This window comes from Selenomonadales bacterium 4137-cl, from assembly GCA_032334055.1.
Lineage (GTDB): Bacteria > Bacillota > Negativicutes > Sporomusales > UBA7701 > Anaeroselena > Anaeroselena agilis.
Window position 1 is genome coordinate 3131720 of record JAUOZS010000001.1, and the last position, 18486, is coordinate 3150205.

17 protein-coding genes are annotated in these 18486 nt (G+C 57.2%); 6 read left to right on the plus strand and 11 right to left on the minus strand.

Annotation, left to right across the window (positions count from 1 at the left end; genetic code table 11):
* Positions 1–190 precede the first annotated feature (190 nt).
* Positions 191–1021, minus strand: coding sequence for a ThiF family adenylyltransferase (locus Q4T40_16410; protein MDT8902825.1), 831 nt, complete (start codon positions 1019–1021; stop codon positions 191–193).
* Positions 1022–1221: 200 nt separating this feature from the next.
* On the opposite strand from Q4T40_16410, the gene Q4T40_16415 reads away from it, so the two are divergent.
* Together Q4T40_16415 and Q4T40_16420 are read left to right on the plus strand one after the other, a co-directional pair.
* A complete protein-coding gene (locus tag Q4T40_16415; protein ID MDT8902826.1) occupies positions 1222–2874 on the plus strand; it encodes a PAS domain S-box protein in 1653 nt (550 codons plus the stop codon).
* 209 nt (positions 2875–3083) lie between these two features.
* The gene (locus tag Q4T40_16420) at positions 3084–4265 is read left to right on the plus strand and encodes a cyclic nucleotide-binding domain-containing protein (GenBank protein MDT8902827.1); all 1182 of its coding nucleotides are present in this window, start codon (positions 3084–3086) and stop codon (positions 4263–4265) included.
* A gap of 135 nt (positions 4266–4400) precedes the next feature.
* On the opposite strand, the gene tnpA is transcribed toward Q4T40_16420, so the two are convergent.
* Positions 4401–4868 (minus strand): IS200/IS605 family transposase, encoded by a 468-nt coding sequence (gene tnpA, locus Q4T40_16425; protein ID MDT8902828.1) that lies wholly within the window; start codon positions 4866–4868, stop codon positions 4401–4403.
* Between the two features lie 175 nt (positions 4869–5043).
* Positions 5044–5613 (minus strand): nitroreductase family protein, encoded by a 570-nt coding sequence (locus tag Q4T40_16430; GenBank protein ID MDT8902829.1) that lies wholly within the window; start codon positions 5611–5613, stop codon positions 5044–5046.
* 200 nt (positions 5614–5813) lie between these two features.
* Between Q4T40_16430 and Q4T40_16435 the strand changes: the two genes are divergently transcribed.
* Complete coding sequence (locus Q4T40_16435) at positions 5814–6167, plus strand: DUF4870 domain-containing protein (protein ID MDT8902830.1); 354 nt, start codon at positions 5814–5816, stop codon at positions 6165–6167.
* Between the two features lie 196 nt (positions 6168–6363).
* Here the strand turns inward: Q4T40_16435 and Q4T40_16440 are convergent, their stop codons facing one another.
* Both Q4T40_16440 and Q4T40_16445 read right to left on the minus strand, forming a co-directional pair.
* Positions 6364–7137 carry a histidinol phosphate phosphatase gene (locus Q4T40_16440; protein MDT8902831.1) on the minus strand — a complete coding sequence of 258 codons (774 nt, stop codon included), beginning with the start codon at positions 7135–7137 and terminating at the stop codon, positions 6364–6366.
* Positions 7138–7155: 18 nt separating this feature from the next.
* The gene (locus tag Q4T40_16445) at positions 7156–8058 is read right to left on the minus strand and encodes a DMT family transporter (protein MDT8902832.1); all 903 of its coding nucleotides are present in this window, start codon (positions 8056–8058) and stop codon (positions 7156–7158) included.
* A gap of 244 nt (positions 8059–8302) precedes the next feature.
* Between Q4T40_16445 and Q4T40_16450 the strand changes: the two genes are divergently transcribed.
* From Q4T40_16450 to Q4T40_16460, 3 genes are read left to right on the plus strand one after another with little or no spacing between them, the layout of a single operon-like run.
* Entirely contained in the window at positions 8303–8542 is a 240-nt protein-coding gene (locus Q4T40_16450) for a FeoA family protein (protein ID MDT8902833.1), read from the plus strand.
* 1 nt (position 8543) lies between these two features.
* Positions 8544–10442, plus strand: a complete 1899-nt coding sequence (feoB, locus tag Q4T40_16455; GenBank protein ID MDT8902834.1) for a ferrous iron transport protein B — start codon at positions 8544–8546, stop codon at positions 10440–10442.
* Positions 10443–10456: 14 nt separating this feature from the next.
* Positions 10457–10930 (plus strand): hypothetical protein, encoded by a 474-nt coding sequence (locus Q4T40_16460; GenBank protein ID MDT8902835.1) that lies wholly within the window; start codon positions 10457–10459, stop codon positions 10928–10930.
* 84 nt (positions 10931–11014) lie between these two features.
* On the opposite strand, the gene Q4T40_16465 is transcribed toward Q4T40_16460, so the two are convergent.
* From Q4T40_16465 to Q4T40_16490, 6 genes are all read right to left on the minus strand, one after another.
* The gene (locus tag Q4T40_16465; GenBank protein ID MDT8902836.1) at positions 11015–11563 is read right to left on the minus strand and encodes a DUF6144 family protein; all 549 of its coding nucleotides are present in this window, start codon (positions 11561–11563) and stop codon (positions 11015–11017) included.
* A gap of 261 nt (positions 11564–11824) precedes the next feature.
* Positions 11825–15052: a S8 family serine peptidase gene (locus Q4T40_16470; protein ID MDT8902837.1), complete on the minus strand. Its 3228-nt coding sequence runs from the start codon at positions 15050–15052 to the stop codon at positions 11825–11827.
* 189 nt (positions 15053–15241) lie between these two features.
* A complete protein-coding gene (locus tag Q4T40_16475) occupies positions 15242–15484 on the minus strand; it encodes a Nif11-like leader peptide family natural product precursor (protein MDT8902838.1) in 243 nt (80 codons plus the stop codon).
* Between the two features lie 125 nt (positions 15485–15609).
* Positions 15610–16155: a 4Fe-4S double cluster binding domain-containing protein gene (locus Q4T40_16480; GenBank protein ID MDT8902839.1), complete on the minus strand. Its 546-nt coding sequence runs from the start codon at positions 16153–16155 to the stop codon at positions 15610–15612.
* Between the two features lie 94 nt (positions 16156–16249).
* The gene (locus Q4T40_16485; GenBank protein MDT8902840.1) at positions 16250–17446 is read right to left on the minus strand and encodes an IS256 family transposase; all 1197 of its coding nucleotides are present in this window, start codon (positions 17444–17446) and stop codon (positions 16250–16252) included.
* 737 nt (positions 17447–18183) lie between these two features.
* Positions 18184–18426: a Nif11-like leader peptide family natural product precursor gene (locus Q4T40_16490; protein ID MDT8902841.1), complete on the minus strand. Its 243-nt coding sequence runs from the start codon at positions 18424–18426 to the stop codon at positions 18184–18186.
* Between the last annotated feature and the right edge of the window lie 60 nt (positions 18427–18486).

Genomic DNA, 18486 nt, shown 5'->3' on the forward strand with positions numbered 1-18486 from the left:
AACAACTATATCATAATCAAAACTTATATGGTTATGCAATATTCTTTATATCAAAACAGAGAGAAAGTCGCGTCAAACCCCATTTTTTATCGTGTTTTTTATTTTGCCTTTTTCCCGGCCTATAGTTGCGGCATCACTACGGAATGCATAATCGGCACCCGGGCGTTATGAGACAGGGTGGCAGACATCGCTACAAGCCGGCCGCGGGATGGCCTCTCCCGTCCGCGACGGCAGCCGTGTACACCTCGAAAACCCGGCTGAGGATATCGACATAGGTCACCCGCGGCGCCACCGCAAGCTCCTCGCTGCGACGCAGGCCAGCAATGACGAGCGCGATCTCGGTAGCCACCAGGCCGCCGTTTAAGGCCGCCGCCCCGGCGCAGGTCGTAAGATAATTGCGCTCCCCGCCCAGGAAACTCCGCACAAGGTGAGCGTAACGTGTTTCTCCCTGGATGCGGTCCATGGGGATGCGGAAAGCGGGCCATAACGCCGGGTCGGCCGGCGCCCCGTAGAACTCCTCCAGCGTCATGCCGCCGGGGTCGAAAACCGCCATCAGCGTGCCGAACCCCGGTATCGGCGCCGTAAAGTTCAGCACACCCATGGCGCGGGCGATGCGGGCGAACCTTGCCTTATAATCGAAGCCAGCGTAGTCGATGGCGTCGATCACCACGGCGCTCCCGGCCATATGCGCCGCCAGCTCGGCGTCGTCCGACGGCGCGCTTTCCAGCGCCTCGACCTTCAAAAAAGGGTTGATGTCCCGCAGCAGCCTGGCGGTCGCCCGGGCCTTGTTCTCGCCGAGGGTGCTCGCCATCGCCGCGAACTGGCGGTTCATATCCGGCTCGTCGAAAACCCCGGGGTCCATAATCACCAGCTCGCCGATACCGAAACGGGCCAGCGTCGCGGCCTCGATGCCGCCCACCCCGCCCGCGCCGGCGACGAAAACCTTGGCATCCCGCAATTTCTGCTGCTGCTCGCGGGTAAACAGTCCGATGTTCCGCTGATACACCTGCCAGTAATCCATCCTCCGTCCTCCTTCGTCAAGCGACCTGCCCGCGGCCTTGTCGCTCCTTCCTCCTTATATTGGCACATTCCGCCCAAAACCCCTGCAACAGAGCGCTTTGCAATTGCAAATTATGCCATTCAAGGCTATATATGGCAGGATTTTGCCGCATTATGTTGAATTCATTATACAGGGACATGTCCTGGCCGGGGAGATAAGCCATGAACACTATGATAATCGCCATCGCCGCATCGGCGGGGATCAAAGCCGTCGTCTTCTTCATCTACCTCTTCCTTTACTGGCGCTACCGGGAGCGCTTCCTCGGCTACTGGACGCTGTCTTGGGGTCTTATTGCCCTCAAATCGGCAATGGACCCATTCATATTCAACTCCAGTAATTTCATCCCGACATTTTTCTTTCTGCAATTAACAGCCATCGGCAGCCTCCTTTTCATTGCCTGGGGCACCTGCCAGTTTGTCGGTAAAAAAATGCCGAAGATGTGGATCTACTCCGTTCTTTCCCTCGCGGTTTTCTCCACCGTCTGCGTTATTTTCAAGCTACCGCCTCTTTGGTTCATAATACCCACCGCTCTCTTGTTCGGCTCCATCTACGTTCACACCGGGGTCATGGTATTGCGCCATCTGGATACTCAAGGAATAGGCAAAATGATAACCGCCTGGGCCTTCATCATAAACGGACTCCATCAACTGGACTTCCCAATCTTCCGCCCTACTGAAATGGCGCCCTGGGGCTACCTGTTAGACGCCTTCCTGCGGCTGATCATCGGCGTCGGCTTCCTGCTCGCCTATTTCGAAAAAACCCGCAACGACCTCGAACGGCAGGAAGCGCGGTTCCGCCTGCTGGCGGAAAACGCCAGGGACATAATCTACCGCTACCGGCTGCAACCCTCGTTCGCGTGCGAGTACATCAGCCCGGCCGCCGAAGACATCACCGGCTACAAACCAGATGAATACTACGCCAACCCCGGACTAATCATCGACACTGTTCATCCCGACGACAGGCCGTCCCTGCCGAAATTCGACCAAACACTTCGGCCCACGGAAATGCCGGTCGCCTTCCGCCTCCTCCGCAAAGACCAAAGCCAGATATGGGTTGAACAGCACATCGTCCCCATCCGCGATAAAAGCGGCGACCTGGCCGCGGCCGAAGGCATCATCCGCGACGTCACCGCCCGCAAGGAGCTCGAACAGGAGCTCTTCCGCCTCGACCGCCTCAACATCGTCGGCCAGATGGCCGCCAACATCGGCCACGAAATCCGCAACCCGCTGACGACGGTGCGCGGCTACCTGCAGGTGATGTCCCGCAAGCAGGAGTTTGAGCATTATGGAGACCATTTCCGCCTCCTCCTCGACGAACTCGACCGGGCCAACTCCCTCATCACCGAATACCTGTCCCTCAGCAAGAACCGCCTCACCGACCAGCAGCCCCGCAACCTCAACACCATTATCGAATCCCTCTTCCCCCTTATCCTCGCCGACGCCGCCATCTCCAACCACGTCGTCCGCCTCGAGCTCAGCCCCGTCCCCGACCTGCCGCTGGACGAAAAAGAGATCCGCCAACTGCTGCTCAACTTCGCCCGCAACGGCCTCGAGGCAATGGCGCCCGGTAAAACGCTGACCATCAGGACAACGGCGGACGAAAACTCCGTAATCCTCGCTGTACGGAACGAAGGCCCGGAAATCCCTCCCGAAATCATGGAAAAAATCGGCATCCCCTTTTTCACCACCAAAGAGAATGGCACCGGCCTCGGCCTGGCCATCTGTTACAGCATCGCCAACCGTCACCGGGCCAAAGTCCTCATCGACACCGGACCGCGCGGCACGACCTTCTCCGTCGTTTTCCGGCGCTCCTAAAAATACCATAGACAACACCGCCAATCACCCCCCCGAGCCGGCAACGGCTCTTTTATTTTTTTGCCAATTTGTCGATTTATATCCATACAATCAATATTTTGACAATTGATGTAATTTAAGGTAAAATATTAGCGTATAATTGGAATTTTTGTAATATTACGGAGGAACGCCGCCTATCTAAAAATAGATGAGAGGGTGTGACCTGTCGCATGAATCAGCTTCTACCGCGATCGGAACTTCAGCACTCCCTGCATGAGCCGAGTCTGTCTGACCAAATCTATGTAGGTCTGGCCGTAACAAGCAAAGAAAAAGAAAAAGTATATCGTCTCCGTTACCAAATTTACGTAGAAGAAATGGGGCGGCGGTTATCCCACGTCAACCACCGGCGCCGACTGCTGTACGACGACATGGATGACTGGGGCCTCCTCTTCTACGCTCGCTCCGGCAAGGAATACGTCGGCACGGTGCGTCTCCACATCGGCCGCAAAGATGAGTTTCCGCCGGAACTGACTATGCCCATGGCTATGGACAAATTCCATGAATTCCGGTCGTGCGACGGGGCATCCCATCCCCTTTCCTTTGCCTCCAAAGGGATGATCGCCCCTCAATTCCGCAAATCGCGAGCTCATCATCTGCTCTGCGCTCACTACTACCAAGCCTGTCGTAACCAGGGCGTTCTCTTTCATTTTAGCGGCGGCGCTCCAGCACTGGTAGCGATGCACGAACATCTCGGCGCCCGCCGCTACAAAAGCAACTTTTTCGTGCCCGACTACGGCTGTATGGTACCATTTGTAACCCTGCTCGACGATATCGATCATTTACGCCGCGTCCGCTCGCCATTCGCGGATGTCGCCGGCCAATGGCCTAATTCCCAGGAATCGATCACCTGGTTCGACCGGGAATTCCCCCACGCCCGCACCCGCTACGTCAACAAACAACTGACCGACGCGGCCGGGCTGTGGAGGATTATAGGCGAACGACTCGGTCACCCGCCGGAAAAAGCAGTCGGTATCTTCCGCGGCCTCTCCGAAACGGAAGCTAAAATTTGCGCCTCCGCCGGCCACCTGGTCTACTTCGACCAAGCCGATACCGTCAGCTACCCCGACGACATGAGCGACGAAATCTTCATCGTCGTAACCGGGTCACTGGCCGCACGCCGCCAACTCGCCAGCCAGCGCCTCACTCAAGCCATCCTCCGCCCCGGTCAGGTCTACGGCGAAAAAGCCTTCGTCGCCCGCGCGCGTCAGAACGCCACCGTTGTCGCCCAAACCAACGCCGAACTCCTCATCCTGCCGCGCCACGCCCTCGAACGCCTCGAGCTCCAGCACCCGGCCGTCGCCGCCAAGCTTTTCCACAACATCGGCGCCAGGGCGGCGAGAAAATACGCATAAAGTCACGGAGCCACCCGTTAAACGGGTGGCTTGGGTTAGCCCTGAAAGGGCATGATACTAGCTGAGTCTCAAGACTCACTGAAAGTTTGCCAACCGCATAGCGTTCTCAGTCAGCCCCTTAAGGGGCTGGCTTTTTTATGACCTTTTTACCGGTTCACCCGTGAACGGGTCAATCAATTCTTTAAGGCTCAGTTGGTCGGCAACTATATCCTCTTGCAATTGCTCCCTGATATACTTCTCAATCGCCTCTTTATTTCGCCCTACTGTATCTACAAAGTATCCCCGACACCAAATTTGTCGATTACCATACTTGTATTTCAAGTTCGCATGCCTATCGAATATCATAAGCGAGCTTTTGCCCTTTAAGTACCCCACGAAATACGCTACACTGATTTTGGGCGGTATGCTTACTAGCATATGGATGTGGTCCGGGCATGCATTGGCTTCGAGTATTTCTACCCCTTTATACTCACAAAGCTTTCTGAGTATCACCCCTATATCCGCCTTAATTTTGCCGTAGATGACCTGCCTTCTGTATTTTGGAGCGAAAACTATGTGGTATTTACAGCGCCATTTGCTGTGTGATAGACTTTGAGTATCCATTTTCGATGCGCCTCCTTTGTTATTTATGCGGTCGGCAAACCTGCATATATTTTAACAAAGGAGGCTTTTCTTTCCTCCGCATAGCTATAAGCTTTTTGATACCACCTGCTTAGCAGGTGGTTGCCGCTTACGCAAAAAATCAGGGCTTGCAGAGTTCTGCAAGCCCTCACCTTTCCTATTCCAGCCAAATAATATCCTGATGCTTTCTGGGCGGCACCGGCGGCTCCTGATCGGGCCAGCCCACCGGCGTCAGCGCCAGCAGCCGCCAGCCGTCCCGGTGGCCGAGGAACTCAAGCAGTTCGCCCTCCACCCACAACGGCCCCGTCATCCAGCACGTCCCCAGCCCCGCCTCGTGGGCCAGCAGCAGAAAATTATAAAACGCCGCCGACGCCGACTGGAAGCTGCCGTCCATATACCCTTCCGTCTCCGGCTCCTTCGCCAGCGTCACCACCACCGCCGGCGCGCCGCCGAAATCCTTGAAATAACCGTGCACCAGAGTGCGCATACTCTCCTTGAACAGCGTCTTCAGCCGCGTATCGAGCTGCGCGAGGCTCTTGGCGGCGATCGCCACCAACTCGTCCTTCTTCGCCCCCGTCAGCACGAAAAAGCGCCACGGCTGCGTATTCATCGCCGACGGCGCCCACAGCGCCTCGCCCACCAGCCGCTCCAACAGCTCGCGCGGCACCGGCTCCGGCTTAAACCTGCGGATGCTGCGGCGCTCCTTGATGGCCTTTAAAAGCTCCAAACCCAACACCTCCACCGGCCGCCCCCGGCCCCGTCGCCTGCCTTCACGCGGGCGGCGCCCGTCAACGGCCTTTATTTCTTCTTCCCAAAATTCTCCGTCGCCGCCCGCGTTTCCTCCGCCGCCGGGCGTTGTCCGGCCGCGAAAAGCATATATTGTAGCATCCGCCCTTATCGGCTACAATATAAACAGGAGTGATGCCCATGAACAACATCTCCGGCGAGCAGAAACTGCTCGCCATCATCGCCCACCTCTCCTACTTCTTCGGCGGCCTGGGCTTCATCATCGCCCCGCTGCTCATCTACCTGCTCAAAAAAGAAGACCCCTTCGTCTGCGAGCACGCCCGTCAGGCCCTCGTCGCCCACCTCGCACTTCTCGTCGCGGGGCTCGTCGTCAGCCTGCTGTGCGCCATCCTCATCGGCTTCCTGCTCATCCCCGTCCTCGCCGTCCTCGCCCTCATCCTCGTCGTCACCTCGCTCATCGCCGGCCTCAAAGCCCTAAACGGCGAATACTACAAGTACCCCCTCATCCAGGGCCTCGTCGCCAAACTGCAATAACGGCCGTCGATACCAAAAGCCCTCTCTTATCGAGAGGGCTTTTCGTTACTCGGAAATACACGAGGCTGTCTAGAAAGCTCCAGATGCAAGGCAGACCGAGGACGCGCCGCGACGCGTACTTGGGGCGTACGCTAGCAAGCGCCCGCAGGTCTTACGCCGCAGATGGACTTTCTAGGCAGTCTCCCCCGTTATAGCCTCACAGCTTCACATACTCCGGCTTGCGGTCCCTGTAATACACCGGCCTCAGCCCGCACGCCTGCGCCATATCGGTCGCCAGCGCGAAATGCTTGCCGATCTCCGCCGGCCGGTGCGCGTCCGAGCCGACCGTCACCAGCCGCCCGCCCAGCTGCCGGAACCGGTGGTAAATCGGCAGCAGCGCCGCCACCGTATCCGCGTCCCCCAAACGGCGGGTATTGATCTCCAAAGCCTTCTCCCGTTCCGCCAACCGCCCCAGCACCGCGTCCAGCGCCGCCGCGAACTCCGCGTAATGCACCTCCGGGTCCTCAAACCGCGCATAGCGGGCGATATAATCGATATGCCCCAGGCTGTCGATAAAATCATAGCCCCCCAGGCACTCGAACATCTGCCCGAAATACTGCCCGTAAACCTCCGCCTTGGTACGGCGGAGATAAAAATCCTCCTGATAAATATCGATCCGGTCGATAACATGGATCGAACCGATCACAAAATCGAACGGGTGCCCCGCCACCACCGCCGCGTTCTCCCGCACCAGATCGCCGCGCATCCCGATCTCCACCCCCAGCAGCAGCCTGTCGCTGCGCCGGTCGCCGTACGCGCGGAAATACTCGTCCACATCGAAAACAAACGCCTCGGGCGCCGGGAAATCGAGATCCAGATGCTCCGTGATCGTAATCCCGAGGCCCAGCTCACGGCCCCTGGCCGCCGCCTCCTCGATCGTCATCCGCGAATCGGTCGAAAACCGCGTATGCATATGCGTATCGTACAACATTCCCCCAACCTCCCGTCGTCAGTCTTCCCGTCCCGCCGCCCGGGCGGGCGCCGCCGGCAACCCGGCCTGCTTCGGGCGGGCGTAATACAAGCCCCAGAAAATCACCGCCGCCCCCGCCATCTGCATCAGCCCAAACGCCTCGCCGAGCAGATAATACCCCGACACCACCGCGAAAACCGGCGCAAAATTATTAAACAGCGACGTCCGCGCGCTGCCGATCCGGCCCACGCCCCACACCCACAAAAAATTGCCCACGCACATCGCGAACACCCCCGAATACGCCACACTCAGCCACGCCGCCACCGGCACGCCGCCCCAGGAAATCGCCGCCAGATCCGGCAATGCCATCACCGCGAACAGCGCCGTAGAAATCGTCACCACCACCGCCGTCACCTGATACGCCGAATACCGTCCCAGCAGCCTGCGGGAAAACACCGTATAATACCCATACCCCGCCTGCGCCCCCAGCAGCAGCAGCGCCCCCTTCCAATGCTCGCTCGCCACGCTTATCTCCTTGCCCGAGCCCAGCACAATCAGCACCACCCCCGCCAGCGAAGCCGCGATCCCCGCCGCCATCCGGCCCGTGATCGGCTCCAGCCCGCACACCCGGTTAATCACCGCCACACTCACCGGCAGCATACACACCACCAGCGAAGCATTCCCCGCCGTCGTCTTCTCCACCCCCGCCGCGAAAAACAACTGAAACACAAAAAAACCGGCCAGACTAATCTGCACCAGCAGCCGCACATCCTCCCGGGCCACCGGCCGGTACGTCCCCGACGCCCACACCGCCCCCCACGCCACCGCCGTCGCCAGCAGCAAGCGCAGCGCGTTATACGGCACCGGCGGCAGCGTCACCAGGCCGATCTTCACGATCGCCGGATGAATGCCCCACATAAAAGCCACAAAAAATAACACCATCTCCACAAAAAAAACACTTCTGTCCCGCATTGCCCCTCCGCTCACAGGCCGGCATCCCGCCGGCCCCATGCACTATAATATTCCGCCCCCGCCCCCCGAATCCTCCCCCTCGCCCCTCTTTTCCCCGCGCCGCGCCCGCCGGACCGCGAAAAAAAATCCCCGCGCCCCATTTATCCTAACCCGTATTTGCGGTATAATATTTATGTAAGCTATTGATAATGTTTATCAATTCAGGAGGCAACCGATGAGCGCCGAAATAACCCTCGACATGGCCGCAGAAAAAGACGCCCTCAAAGTCATCCGCATCATCGGCAAAGGCAGCCATCGCCTGCGCCTGCTGCAAATGGGCATCACCCCCGGCACCCCCATCGAAGTACTCCGTCGCGCCCCCCTCGCCGACCCCGTCGAAATCGCCGTCCGCGGCGCCAAACTCGCCCTCCGCCGCGCCGAAGCCAAAAACATCGCCGTTGTCAAGGAAAGCTAAAATGACCAAAAAAACCCTCTCCGTCGACCTCGTCGGCAACCCCAACGTCGGCAAAAGCTCCCTCTTCAACGCCCTCACCGGCGCCGCCCAGCTCATCGGCAACTGGTGCGGCAAAACCACCGAAGCCTGCACCACCAAAGTCGCCTACGGCGGCCGCGAAATAAGCTTCACCGACCTCCCCGGCGTCTACGGCTTCGGCCACGCCTCGCGCGAAGAAACCCTCGTCGACAAACACCTCCGCGCCGACCCGCCCGACGTCGTCCTCGTCATCGTCGACGCCCTCAACCTCGAGCGCAACCTCTACCTCGCCCTCGAAGCCCTCGAGCGCTACGGCAAAGTCGTCGTCCTCCTCAACAAAATCGACGCCGCCGGCGAACACGGCATGGTCATCGACCACGCCCGCCTCGCCGCGCTGCTCGGCATACCCGTCATACCCGCGGTGGCGACCGGACAACTGGACGCCGCCGCTTTATATCACGCCCTCTTCGCCGTCGCCGACCGCGACCCCGCCGCCCCCTACGCCATCTCCTACCCCCCCGCCGTCGAAGCCGCCATCGCCGCCGTCCACGCCCCCAGCGACAACAACGGCCTCGCCCGCTGGCGGGCCGTCGAAGCCGTCGAAGAAGCCGACGAAGACCTCCAGGTCGAAATCATCAACGCCCGCTACGCCGCCGCCGCCGCCCTCGCCGCCCAATGCCTCGTCCACCACCCCACCGAAACCCTCACCGACAAAATCGACCGCTGGGCCCTCCACCGCATCTGGGGCGTCCCCATCATGATCGTCGTCTTCGCCGTCCTCTTCTACCTCACCTTCACCGTCAGCCGTCCCCTCTCCGACCTCCTCGGCCTCCTCTTCGAAACCCTCGCCGAATACTCCCGCGCCGCCCTCCCCGCCTGGGGCGTCCCCGACCTCGCCGTCAGCCTCCTCGTCGACGGCCTCCTCAGCGGCATCGGCGCCACCCTCGGCTTCCTACCCCAAATCGCCATCTTCTTCCTCGTCTACCACATCATCCAAGACACCGGCTACATCGTCCGCGTCGCCTTCCTCATGGACCGCGTCATGACCGCCATCGGCCTCAACGGCAAAATCTTCATCCCCCTCGTCGCCGGCTACAGCTGCAACGTCAGCGGCATCCTCGCCTCCCGCATCCTCACCAGCCGCTACGACCGCCTCGTCGCCGTCCTTGCCAGCTCCTACGCCCCCTGCTCCGCCCGCCTCGGCGTCATGGTCTTCGTAGTCTCCGCCTTCTTCCCCTCCGGGCACGCCACCCTCGTCATGCTCGCCCTCCTCGCCATCAGCGTCGCCATGATGGCCACCGTCGCCTTCGTCGCCCGCTTCTTTGTCACCGACGACGAATCCTCCCCCTTCCTCTCCGAAGTCCCCGTCTACCACCTCCCCGACCTCAAACACCTCCTCCTCGACACCGGCGCCCGCACCCTCCACTTCCTAAAACGCATCCGCAACGTCATCATCCTCTCCTCCATCCTCGTCTGGTACCTCTCCACCTTCCCCGCCGGCCCCTTCGAAAACACCTACCTCGCCCGCATCGGCCTCACCCTCGAACCCTTCGGCGCCCTCTTCGGCCTCGACTGGCAGCTCCTCGTCGCCCTCATCGCCGGCATCCCCGCCAAAGAATCCGCCCTCACCACCCTCGGCGTCATCTACCAGGCCAGCGGCGACGGCGGCCTCGCCACCGCCCTCACCAGCCACATCTCCCCTTTAGCCGCCTTCACCTTCCTCGTCGTCTACATGACCTACATCCCCTGCCTCGCCACCGTCATCACCATCTACCAGGAAATGCGCAACTGGTCCGTCGCCGTCGCCAGCGTCTACGGCAGCATCCTCCTCTCCGTCCTCCTCGGCCTCTTATCCTACAACATCGGCAAACTGTTCTTCTGATACCGGAGGTACCCGTGAACATCCGCCAATGGCTCATCTCACGCTTCATCCCCTGCGGCCAAAAAGAACGCGACGCCGCCCTCAGGCTCCTCGCCGCCGCCCGGTGGCACGCCGCCGCCCCCCAAACCCCCGTAGCCGGCACCCGCGACGCAGCCTTCACCTACCGCTACACCGTCGCCTTCGCCGTCATCGCCATCCTCGGAGCCAACATGTACTTCCCCCCCGAAAAGCGCCGCGGCGTCACCGTCGCGATCACCGCCGCCCTCGAAAAATGGCGCGCCGGGGCGTACGACAAAGACGGCCAGCACCTCATGGCCGCGCTCAATCTGTCCGGAGAAAGTTCGGAGGCTGCGCTCGGCGGGTGGGTGAGCGGGGAAGGCGCGTTGGAACGCGACAAAGAATCGGCGGAGCAGCTAGGAAGGGCCATCATGACCCAGGCCGGCGAAACCGTCGTCGCCCTTTTCCTCGAAGACAAAAACAAAGAATGACGAAAATAAGCCCCGGCGGGCAGAACCGCAGGGGCTTTAGTGTTGATATGGATTTGTCTAGGACGGTTGGAGGCTATTGCCGTCCTATTTCCAGATAGCGCCGCGAGGAACGATCTCCATCAGGCATATATGGTCCCCCATCTTAACGCTCTTTAGCAAATCGACAGCGACTTCGCAGCCAAAAGCTTTCTCGAAAAGCACTTTGCTATACCCCGTAGTGCATTGACACCATGTATCCGTATCCAACCTATCCACATCGGCAAGCATCGGGCAAGGACAATACGCAAATTGCAGATAGAGTTTCCCGTCAACGCAAGATAGTCCGGCTGCCCTTGCTTTATCTTGGTTCGCAAATTCGTCCAGATTAGACGACGATGCAACCAGTTCATTCACCAACGCCAGCTTTTCGTCGAACCCATAGCCGCATTGGCAACTCATTCTGATCTGCTTGACGGTAGCCCCGTCAAACTGGTCTTCCAGTCTCTTCATGGTGGCTTTCACCCATGTCGCATTATCCTCGGACGAACACTGCCCGTGTTCGCCATAGACGACTTTTGCTGCCGTTTCGTCGCCGCTCGCGGCTTTTATGGCCCCAAAGATTACCTGCTCCTGGATTTTTCTTATATCAAACATCGTAAATCCTCATTTCCTATATGAATAAAAAAAAACACACGGAAACAGTGTGTTGCTGCTAAAAGGCACTTTCACACTACTTTCCCCACTATCGCTCTTATTCAAATGCATAACCAATCAAGGCTATCCTGCATAGCCTTTGTCAATAGTTGCATCTGAAATTAGCGGTAGATTGGATCAAGCATGCTGAAATGTCCTTTCGATATTAAAGTACCATTTAATGGTATCACGTCAAAAGAATTAAGTCAAAGCGCTATTGTCCTACCACACACGCCTGACCATAACCGACGCGTTCCAGTAGCGGCTGTGGCTGCCCATCTCGCCGCCCACCCGGCCGCTTATCGTCCAGACAGGGCCCATGCGTCCCTCCGCCTCCAGGCCCCAGGTCAAAAACTCCCTGTCCTGCCGGCTACCGCCGATCTTCAGCTTCTCCCCGGGATTGCCGCTATAGGCCACCGTCATCTCCGGGTTATAGCCGCCGAAAATCTTCTTGTAGCCCACATTAAAAGTATAATATCCCTTAGCCAGAGAACGCTTCAGCTCCAGGCCGATTTCCCCCGCGCTATAAGTATTCGTCAGAGCGTCCGCCTCCTGGTTATACACGCCCGCGCCGCTTTCCCCGTAGCTATTCTGGCTATAGCGGGTCACCTCCAGGCCGGAGTAAGGACTCAACTGCCAAGCCGTATCCTTCCCGTGCTGCAGATTATACTTCGCCTCAATGCCCAAGCTAAGCGTATTGCTGTTATAACGGCTGTCCGCCGTCAGCCCCAGGTGCTGCAAATAGCGGGTCGCCGCATTATTCTGCTGCCCGTAGGCGAAAAACGTCTGCAAATCGAAAGCATCCTTGCTATAGCCGCCGTACACCCCCACCCGGTAATCGTAAATCTTGCTTCTCGCCGTCGAAGACGTCACATCGCTCTTCTCATAAGCGAACAGCCATCCCGTCCGCCAATGCGGCGCGCTCTTCCAGTCCCGTCCCACCGTCATCCCGAAGCTCTGCGATTTCATCTCCGGAATCTCCGCATAAGCGTTCAAAGTGCCTCCATTGCGGCTCAGCTTCATCCACCAGCTGTTCTGCGCGTCAAGCTGCAGCGGAATAACCGTCTTCACCGTCAAATCGCTCTCGGTAAAACCGGGTATCGGAATCTCCACCGCGACATTATAGCTTTGCTTAGCCTGGCTCAGCCGCGCCGACAGAGCGCCGCCCATCATCGTACTACGCTGAATCATCGCCGCCTGGTTCAGCTGAGCCCCGCCGTAAATCTCCGCCAGCGTCGTCCCCGCGGCAGCGGCGTCCAAACTAAACAACGCATCCATCTGCCGCTGCGCCGCCGTCCCGGCAAGCGCGTCATACATAGCGCTCATCTGCGAATACGTTCCCTGCTGCCGCTGGCTGGGCGAAACGACATTATTCTCGCGCGTCAAACTCATCGATGCCGTAGCGCCGTCATGCGAACCCGAAGCGCTCAGCATCCCCGTAAACGCCGACGAAACAAAACTGCCGCTGATACCTCCGCCGGCCGTAAGCACCGTATAAACGCCGTCCGGGCGATAAACACTGCCGGACACCGCCTTAAAACCCGAACCCTCGACATTGGCCGTGCCGGTCACCGCGATCTTGCCGGCAACATTATTCGCCACCGCCACCGCGAACTTGCCGCTGCTCACCAGATTGCCGCCCACCCGCAGCGTCCCCGGCGCGCCGTAGCTGCCCGCCCGCACCGCCGATAAATTATGCAGATTGCCCGTGATCGTCCCCGCCCCGGCGATCGTTCCGTCCGCCACACTATAAGCGTCCCCCGCCACCAAGCCGTCGATCTGCAAAACCCCGCCGGCTGCCACGCTGCTGCCCTGGTACGTATTAGCGCCCGTCAGCGCCAGCGTACCGGCCCCCTCCTTATAAAGCCCCACCGGCAAATCATTCAGGCCGCTGGCCGTCGCCTTGGCGTTATACTCATTGATATAATCCTGCCCCTGAGTAAAGCCGTTGATCGTATCGCCCTGGATATAATAAGCGTAAATATTGCGCAAATCCTCGTAAGCGCTGCCCGCCGCCAGAAGGCCGACGCGCCGCTCGCCAATATTATTGCTCCACACGCTGTCATACCCCTGCGTATTGATCTTATACAGCGCCTGATTTATTCCGTAAGCCGTCGCCGGGCTGAAGCTGCTTGCCTCCAGCCGCCGGGCATTCAGCAGCGCCGGCCCTCTCACCGCCTTGCCCGCGTCCAGCAGGCCCTGCCCGAAAACCATCTCCCGCGGCGTATTGCCATAAACATTCAGCGTCACCGCCAAAAACTGATCGACCGTCGCAAACCCGTACATACTGACAAGATGTGCGCTGTTAGCGCTGTAATACGCCCGCAAATCATCCTCAATCTCGGCGGCCGTAGCCGGCTTGGCGCCGAAATAGAACAAATTCGTTTTAGTAACAGCCTTGGTAGCCTGGTTGATTACCTTGGGATCGGCGTAATCCTCCTGCAGCGTCAGCGTAAATTTCGGCAGCGTAAAGCTGCTGTTAGCCGTCGAAAGCACCGTATCCACAATCTGGCGGCCGGTCATATAAGGAAACGCCTGCTGCACAAGGCCCGCCGTAGCGGTAACATACGGCGCCGCCATCGAAGTCCCCGACATAAGCACATAGCCACCGTTGGCCGCATTGGCCGAATTAATACTCCACCCCGGCGCGGAAACACTGTTTTCCTCCACATACTTACTCAAATCGCTGAATACTGCCATCGCATTCGTGCCCGCCGAAGCGGCGTTGGCGGTAAACGCTCCGCTGTTCAAAGCAATCACATTAATGAAATTGCCCGCCGTATCACGGTACATATACGGCAGCAGCGACAAAGCGCCCGGCGTCGTATGGCCGGAATTGGCCGCCGAAAAAACCAACACCTTATCGTAATTCAGAATGCTCTGCCGCAAAATGGCATAATCGTTAGACTCGTTATTAAATAACGTCAGGAAGCTGTTTTTGCCTTCGCCGATCGAATCTATATATAATCCCACGCCCCAGCTATTGTTGATTACCCGCACGCTGGCATTCCGGTTAAACCCGTCATACGCTGATCCAGTCTCCTTAAAGTTTCCAGACAAAAGATCCGCGTCGAAAGCCAGCCCGTGCATACCGGCGTTGTTCTTCGCGGCGGCCATAATCCCGGCCACATGCGTGCCATGATTACTCTCGGTCCAATTGTAGCCTTGCGAAGGACCGCCGACATACACCAGATAACTTTTGCCGGCAAACTCGGAATGATAAAACTGCACATAATCATCGCACACGCCGAGCGTAATCCCCCGGCCCGTATAGCCCAAGGCATAGGCATTCGCCGCGTTTATCAGCGTCAAGCCCGTGCTCGCGTTATACTCCGACGTCTTAAAAGACTCCGCATCCGCGCACCACGCGCTCTGTCCGCCCCAGCCCGCCAAAAGGCACACGCAAACAAACACCCTTAACCAATACCGAAAATACTTTTTCAGCCCCATCCGCAAACCTCCCGGCGACCCCTAAGCAATCGCCGGTAGCCGCTTTCCTCATTTTCCTATTTTGGTGCTTTTCGACACCGAATTGCAATTATCCCGCCAATTTATTAACAAATTGTTTATTTTCCGCCATAAAATCAGCCCGGCTGCTCTACATGAACAGCCGGGCTAAACTCAAGGCGGTTGCCTGATTTATTTATACTCGACGCATTCCGACTTGCCCACGACGGAATGGCCCCATACCCCTGCGCCTATGCCTATCCATTCTTCCACGTTGCCGCAGGCGTCGCTCAGTTCTTTCTGCGAAAAGTAAAAGCCCGCTTTGGCAGCCTGTTCTAAAAACTGCGGCACGTTTTTGCACGCTTTCAGTTGCTCGGAATACGCTTTATCCGTCCTCGCCTGTTTAAGAAAGGCTGTTGCCGCTTCCATGCTCATTAGTTTCTACCCCCAATTAATTTTATCAACTTCTGTAAGTATATCACGGTATTGGCAAATATATATTAAAATTCACAAACAAATGACCGTAATATATCCATTTTCCGCTGCCACCTGTAGGGGTTTCAGTTCGCGCTGAGTTTGTCGATCGCCCATTGGGCGGCGTCGCGGACGAGGGGGTTTTCGTTGTCGAGGGCTTTTTTCAGCGCCGGGATGTGCGACGGGTCGCCGGTGTTGCCCAGGGCGATGGCGGCGTTCCTCCGGAATACGTCCAGGTCCCGGATGTAGTTATACATGATGGGATAGACGACCGCGCGGTAATAGTCCTCGTCCAGCAGCAGAATCCGCTCCAGGTCGAAGTCTTTTTTCAGCTCCTCCAGGTACGGCTCTTTTCTTGCCGCCTTCGCCAGCACCTTCCTGTTGCGGGGGCAGGCGAGCTGGCAGGCGTCGCAGCCGTGAATCCTCGTGTCGATGCCTGCGCGTAGTTCGTCGGGGATAACCGTGCTTCTCATGTTGTTCATCAGCACGCACTTCATCGGCAGCAGCCTTCCCGCCTGGGCTATCGCCTGGGTGGGGCAGGCGTCCATGCACTGCCGGCAGTCCGGCGGGCATTTGCGGGTTACCGTCGGTTCGTCGTATTCCAGCTCCGTATCGACCAGGAAGGTATACAAGGTGATGAAGGAGCCGTCCTCCTCGGTGGAAGATACAATGGGACGGTTCTTTTGGGTCTGTCAATAATTTTGTGCTCTAGCCCCTTGCCGCCAGTTAACGCAAATGAGATCGCACCTTTTCTGGGAAGAAGATGGATAGTTGCAGAAGAATTTGGCCCCAGTTCTGAATTCTGCCCGTCCATTTCCGCATAACATCCTGGGTTGCTAGATAGAGCATTTTTAACAGAGCATCGTCCGACGGGAAGATGCTCTTTCCTTTTGTGACCTTCCTGAGCTGCCGGTGATAGCTTTCGATCATGTTGGTTGTGTAGATGATCTTGCGAATTTCGGGCGGGTACTGAAAGAAGGTGGCGATTTCGGCCCAGTTGTTCCGCCAAGACTTTACGATGAGCGGATACTTGGCTCCCCAGATGCTTTCGAATTGGTTCAAGGCTTCCTGCCCGGCCGATTCCGTTGCCGCCGTGTAGATGGGCTTGAGGGCTGAGGTAATACGCTTTACGTCTTTGTAAGACACATAGCGAATAGAGTTACGGACCTGGTGGACGATGCACTTTTGCACCCGTGTTTCCGGGTAAGCGGCGCCGATGGCTTCTGTAAACCCGGTCAGGTTGTCCACCGAAGTGATAAGGATGTCTTGTACGCCCCGGTTCCTGAGTTCGTTTAGTACGCTGAGCCAAAATTTAGCTGACTCGTTTTCGCCGATCCAGATGCCAAGTACGTCCTTGGTGCCGTCCAGGTCGATGCCGATTGCCATGTAGGCGGCCTTGTTGACGATCTGGCCGTCCTGCTTGACCTTGAAGTGAATGGCGTCGAGGAAGACAACGGCATAGACGCATTGCAGCGGCCGGTTTTGCCACTCCTTAATCAAGGGCATGATTTTATTGGTGATATTGGAGATCAAGGCCGGCGAAGCCTCGATACCGTACAAGTTTTGCAGATGGTCCTGAATTTCGCGGGTACTTACGCCTTTGGCGTAAAGGGCGATAACCTGGTCTTCGATACCTGTTACGCTCTTTTGGTGTTTCTTGACGACAAGGGGGTCAAATTCGCCTTCGCGGTCACGGGGGATATCCAGCTCCACGTCGCCGAATTCGCTGCGCACCGTCTTGGGGCTATGGCCGTTCCGGCGGTTTGACTGTTCCGGCGTCCGTGAACCGTTTTTCTCATAGCCAAGGTTTTGGTCCATTTCCGCTTCGAGCATTTCCTGCAATACGCCGCCGAACATGTCTTTTAGCAGGCGCTGGACGTCCTCCGGGGTTTTAAGGTTCTCTTCCTTGATGAGGCTACGCATCTGTTCCCGACTGAGCAGTTGCTTTTTAGGTTCTTTTGGCATGTGCTTCCCCTGCCTCTCTTTCCCATTTTACCGGATTTTCTATGGGAAAGGGCAAAAGCACAATTTATTTTACAGACTCGTTCTTTTGTATCATTACTGCCTCCGCCTTCCTCTCCTACAACGAAAGAAACTATCAGCCTACATAACGTTACATTTACTCGAATAAAGTCCCCGTTTTCCCCCATAATAAATTTTCGAGATTTTCATCTTTTAAAGTAGTAAGTGCTTTGAAAATCGGAGTACCTCTAATACACGCACCAATAAAGAAGAATTGAACACAGGACTTGCATTTGAAATAATGGCACACAGTGTAGTGTGACTCTCTATCTAGATGATATAAAACATCATTTATTGGACAATCTCCAGCAAAAAGTACAATTCTCTTTTGCCTTTCTATCTCTCTCAACATCATCAATAATGGCATATAGTTATAATGCGGTTCGTGTTGGGCTGCTTCGAATACAGATTTTATAAACTCACATGTTTTACACATTGTACTTCTCCCACATCCTGACATACCTTATGCCATTTGGATGATTCTTCTTGTAATATTCTCCGCTTATTGCCCCCTCCCTCTCCCACACACCAAAACCCCGGCCGTGCGGCCGGGGTTCATCATCTTTTCTGCCTTTGTCGGCTTGCGGGGTTGGTTCAGCTATCCCTCTCCCTGCCGGAGTGTATGGCGTTTGTCTGATTTATTTATACTCGACGCATTCGGACTTGCCCACGACGGAGTGGCCCCATACTCCTGCGCCTATGCCTATCCATTCTTCCACGTTGCCGCAGGCGTCGCTCAGTTCTTTCTGCGAAAAGTAAAAGCCCGCTTTGGCAGCCTGTTCTAAAAACTGCGGCACGTTTTTGCACGCTTTCAGTTGCTCGGAATACGCTTTATCCGTCCTCGCCTGTTTGAGAAAGGCTGTTGCCGCTTCCATGCTCATTAGTTTCTACCCCCAATTAATTTTATCAACTTCTGTAAGTATATCACGGTATTGGCAAAT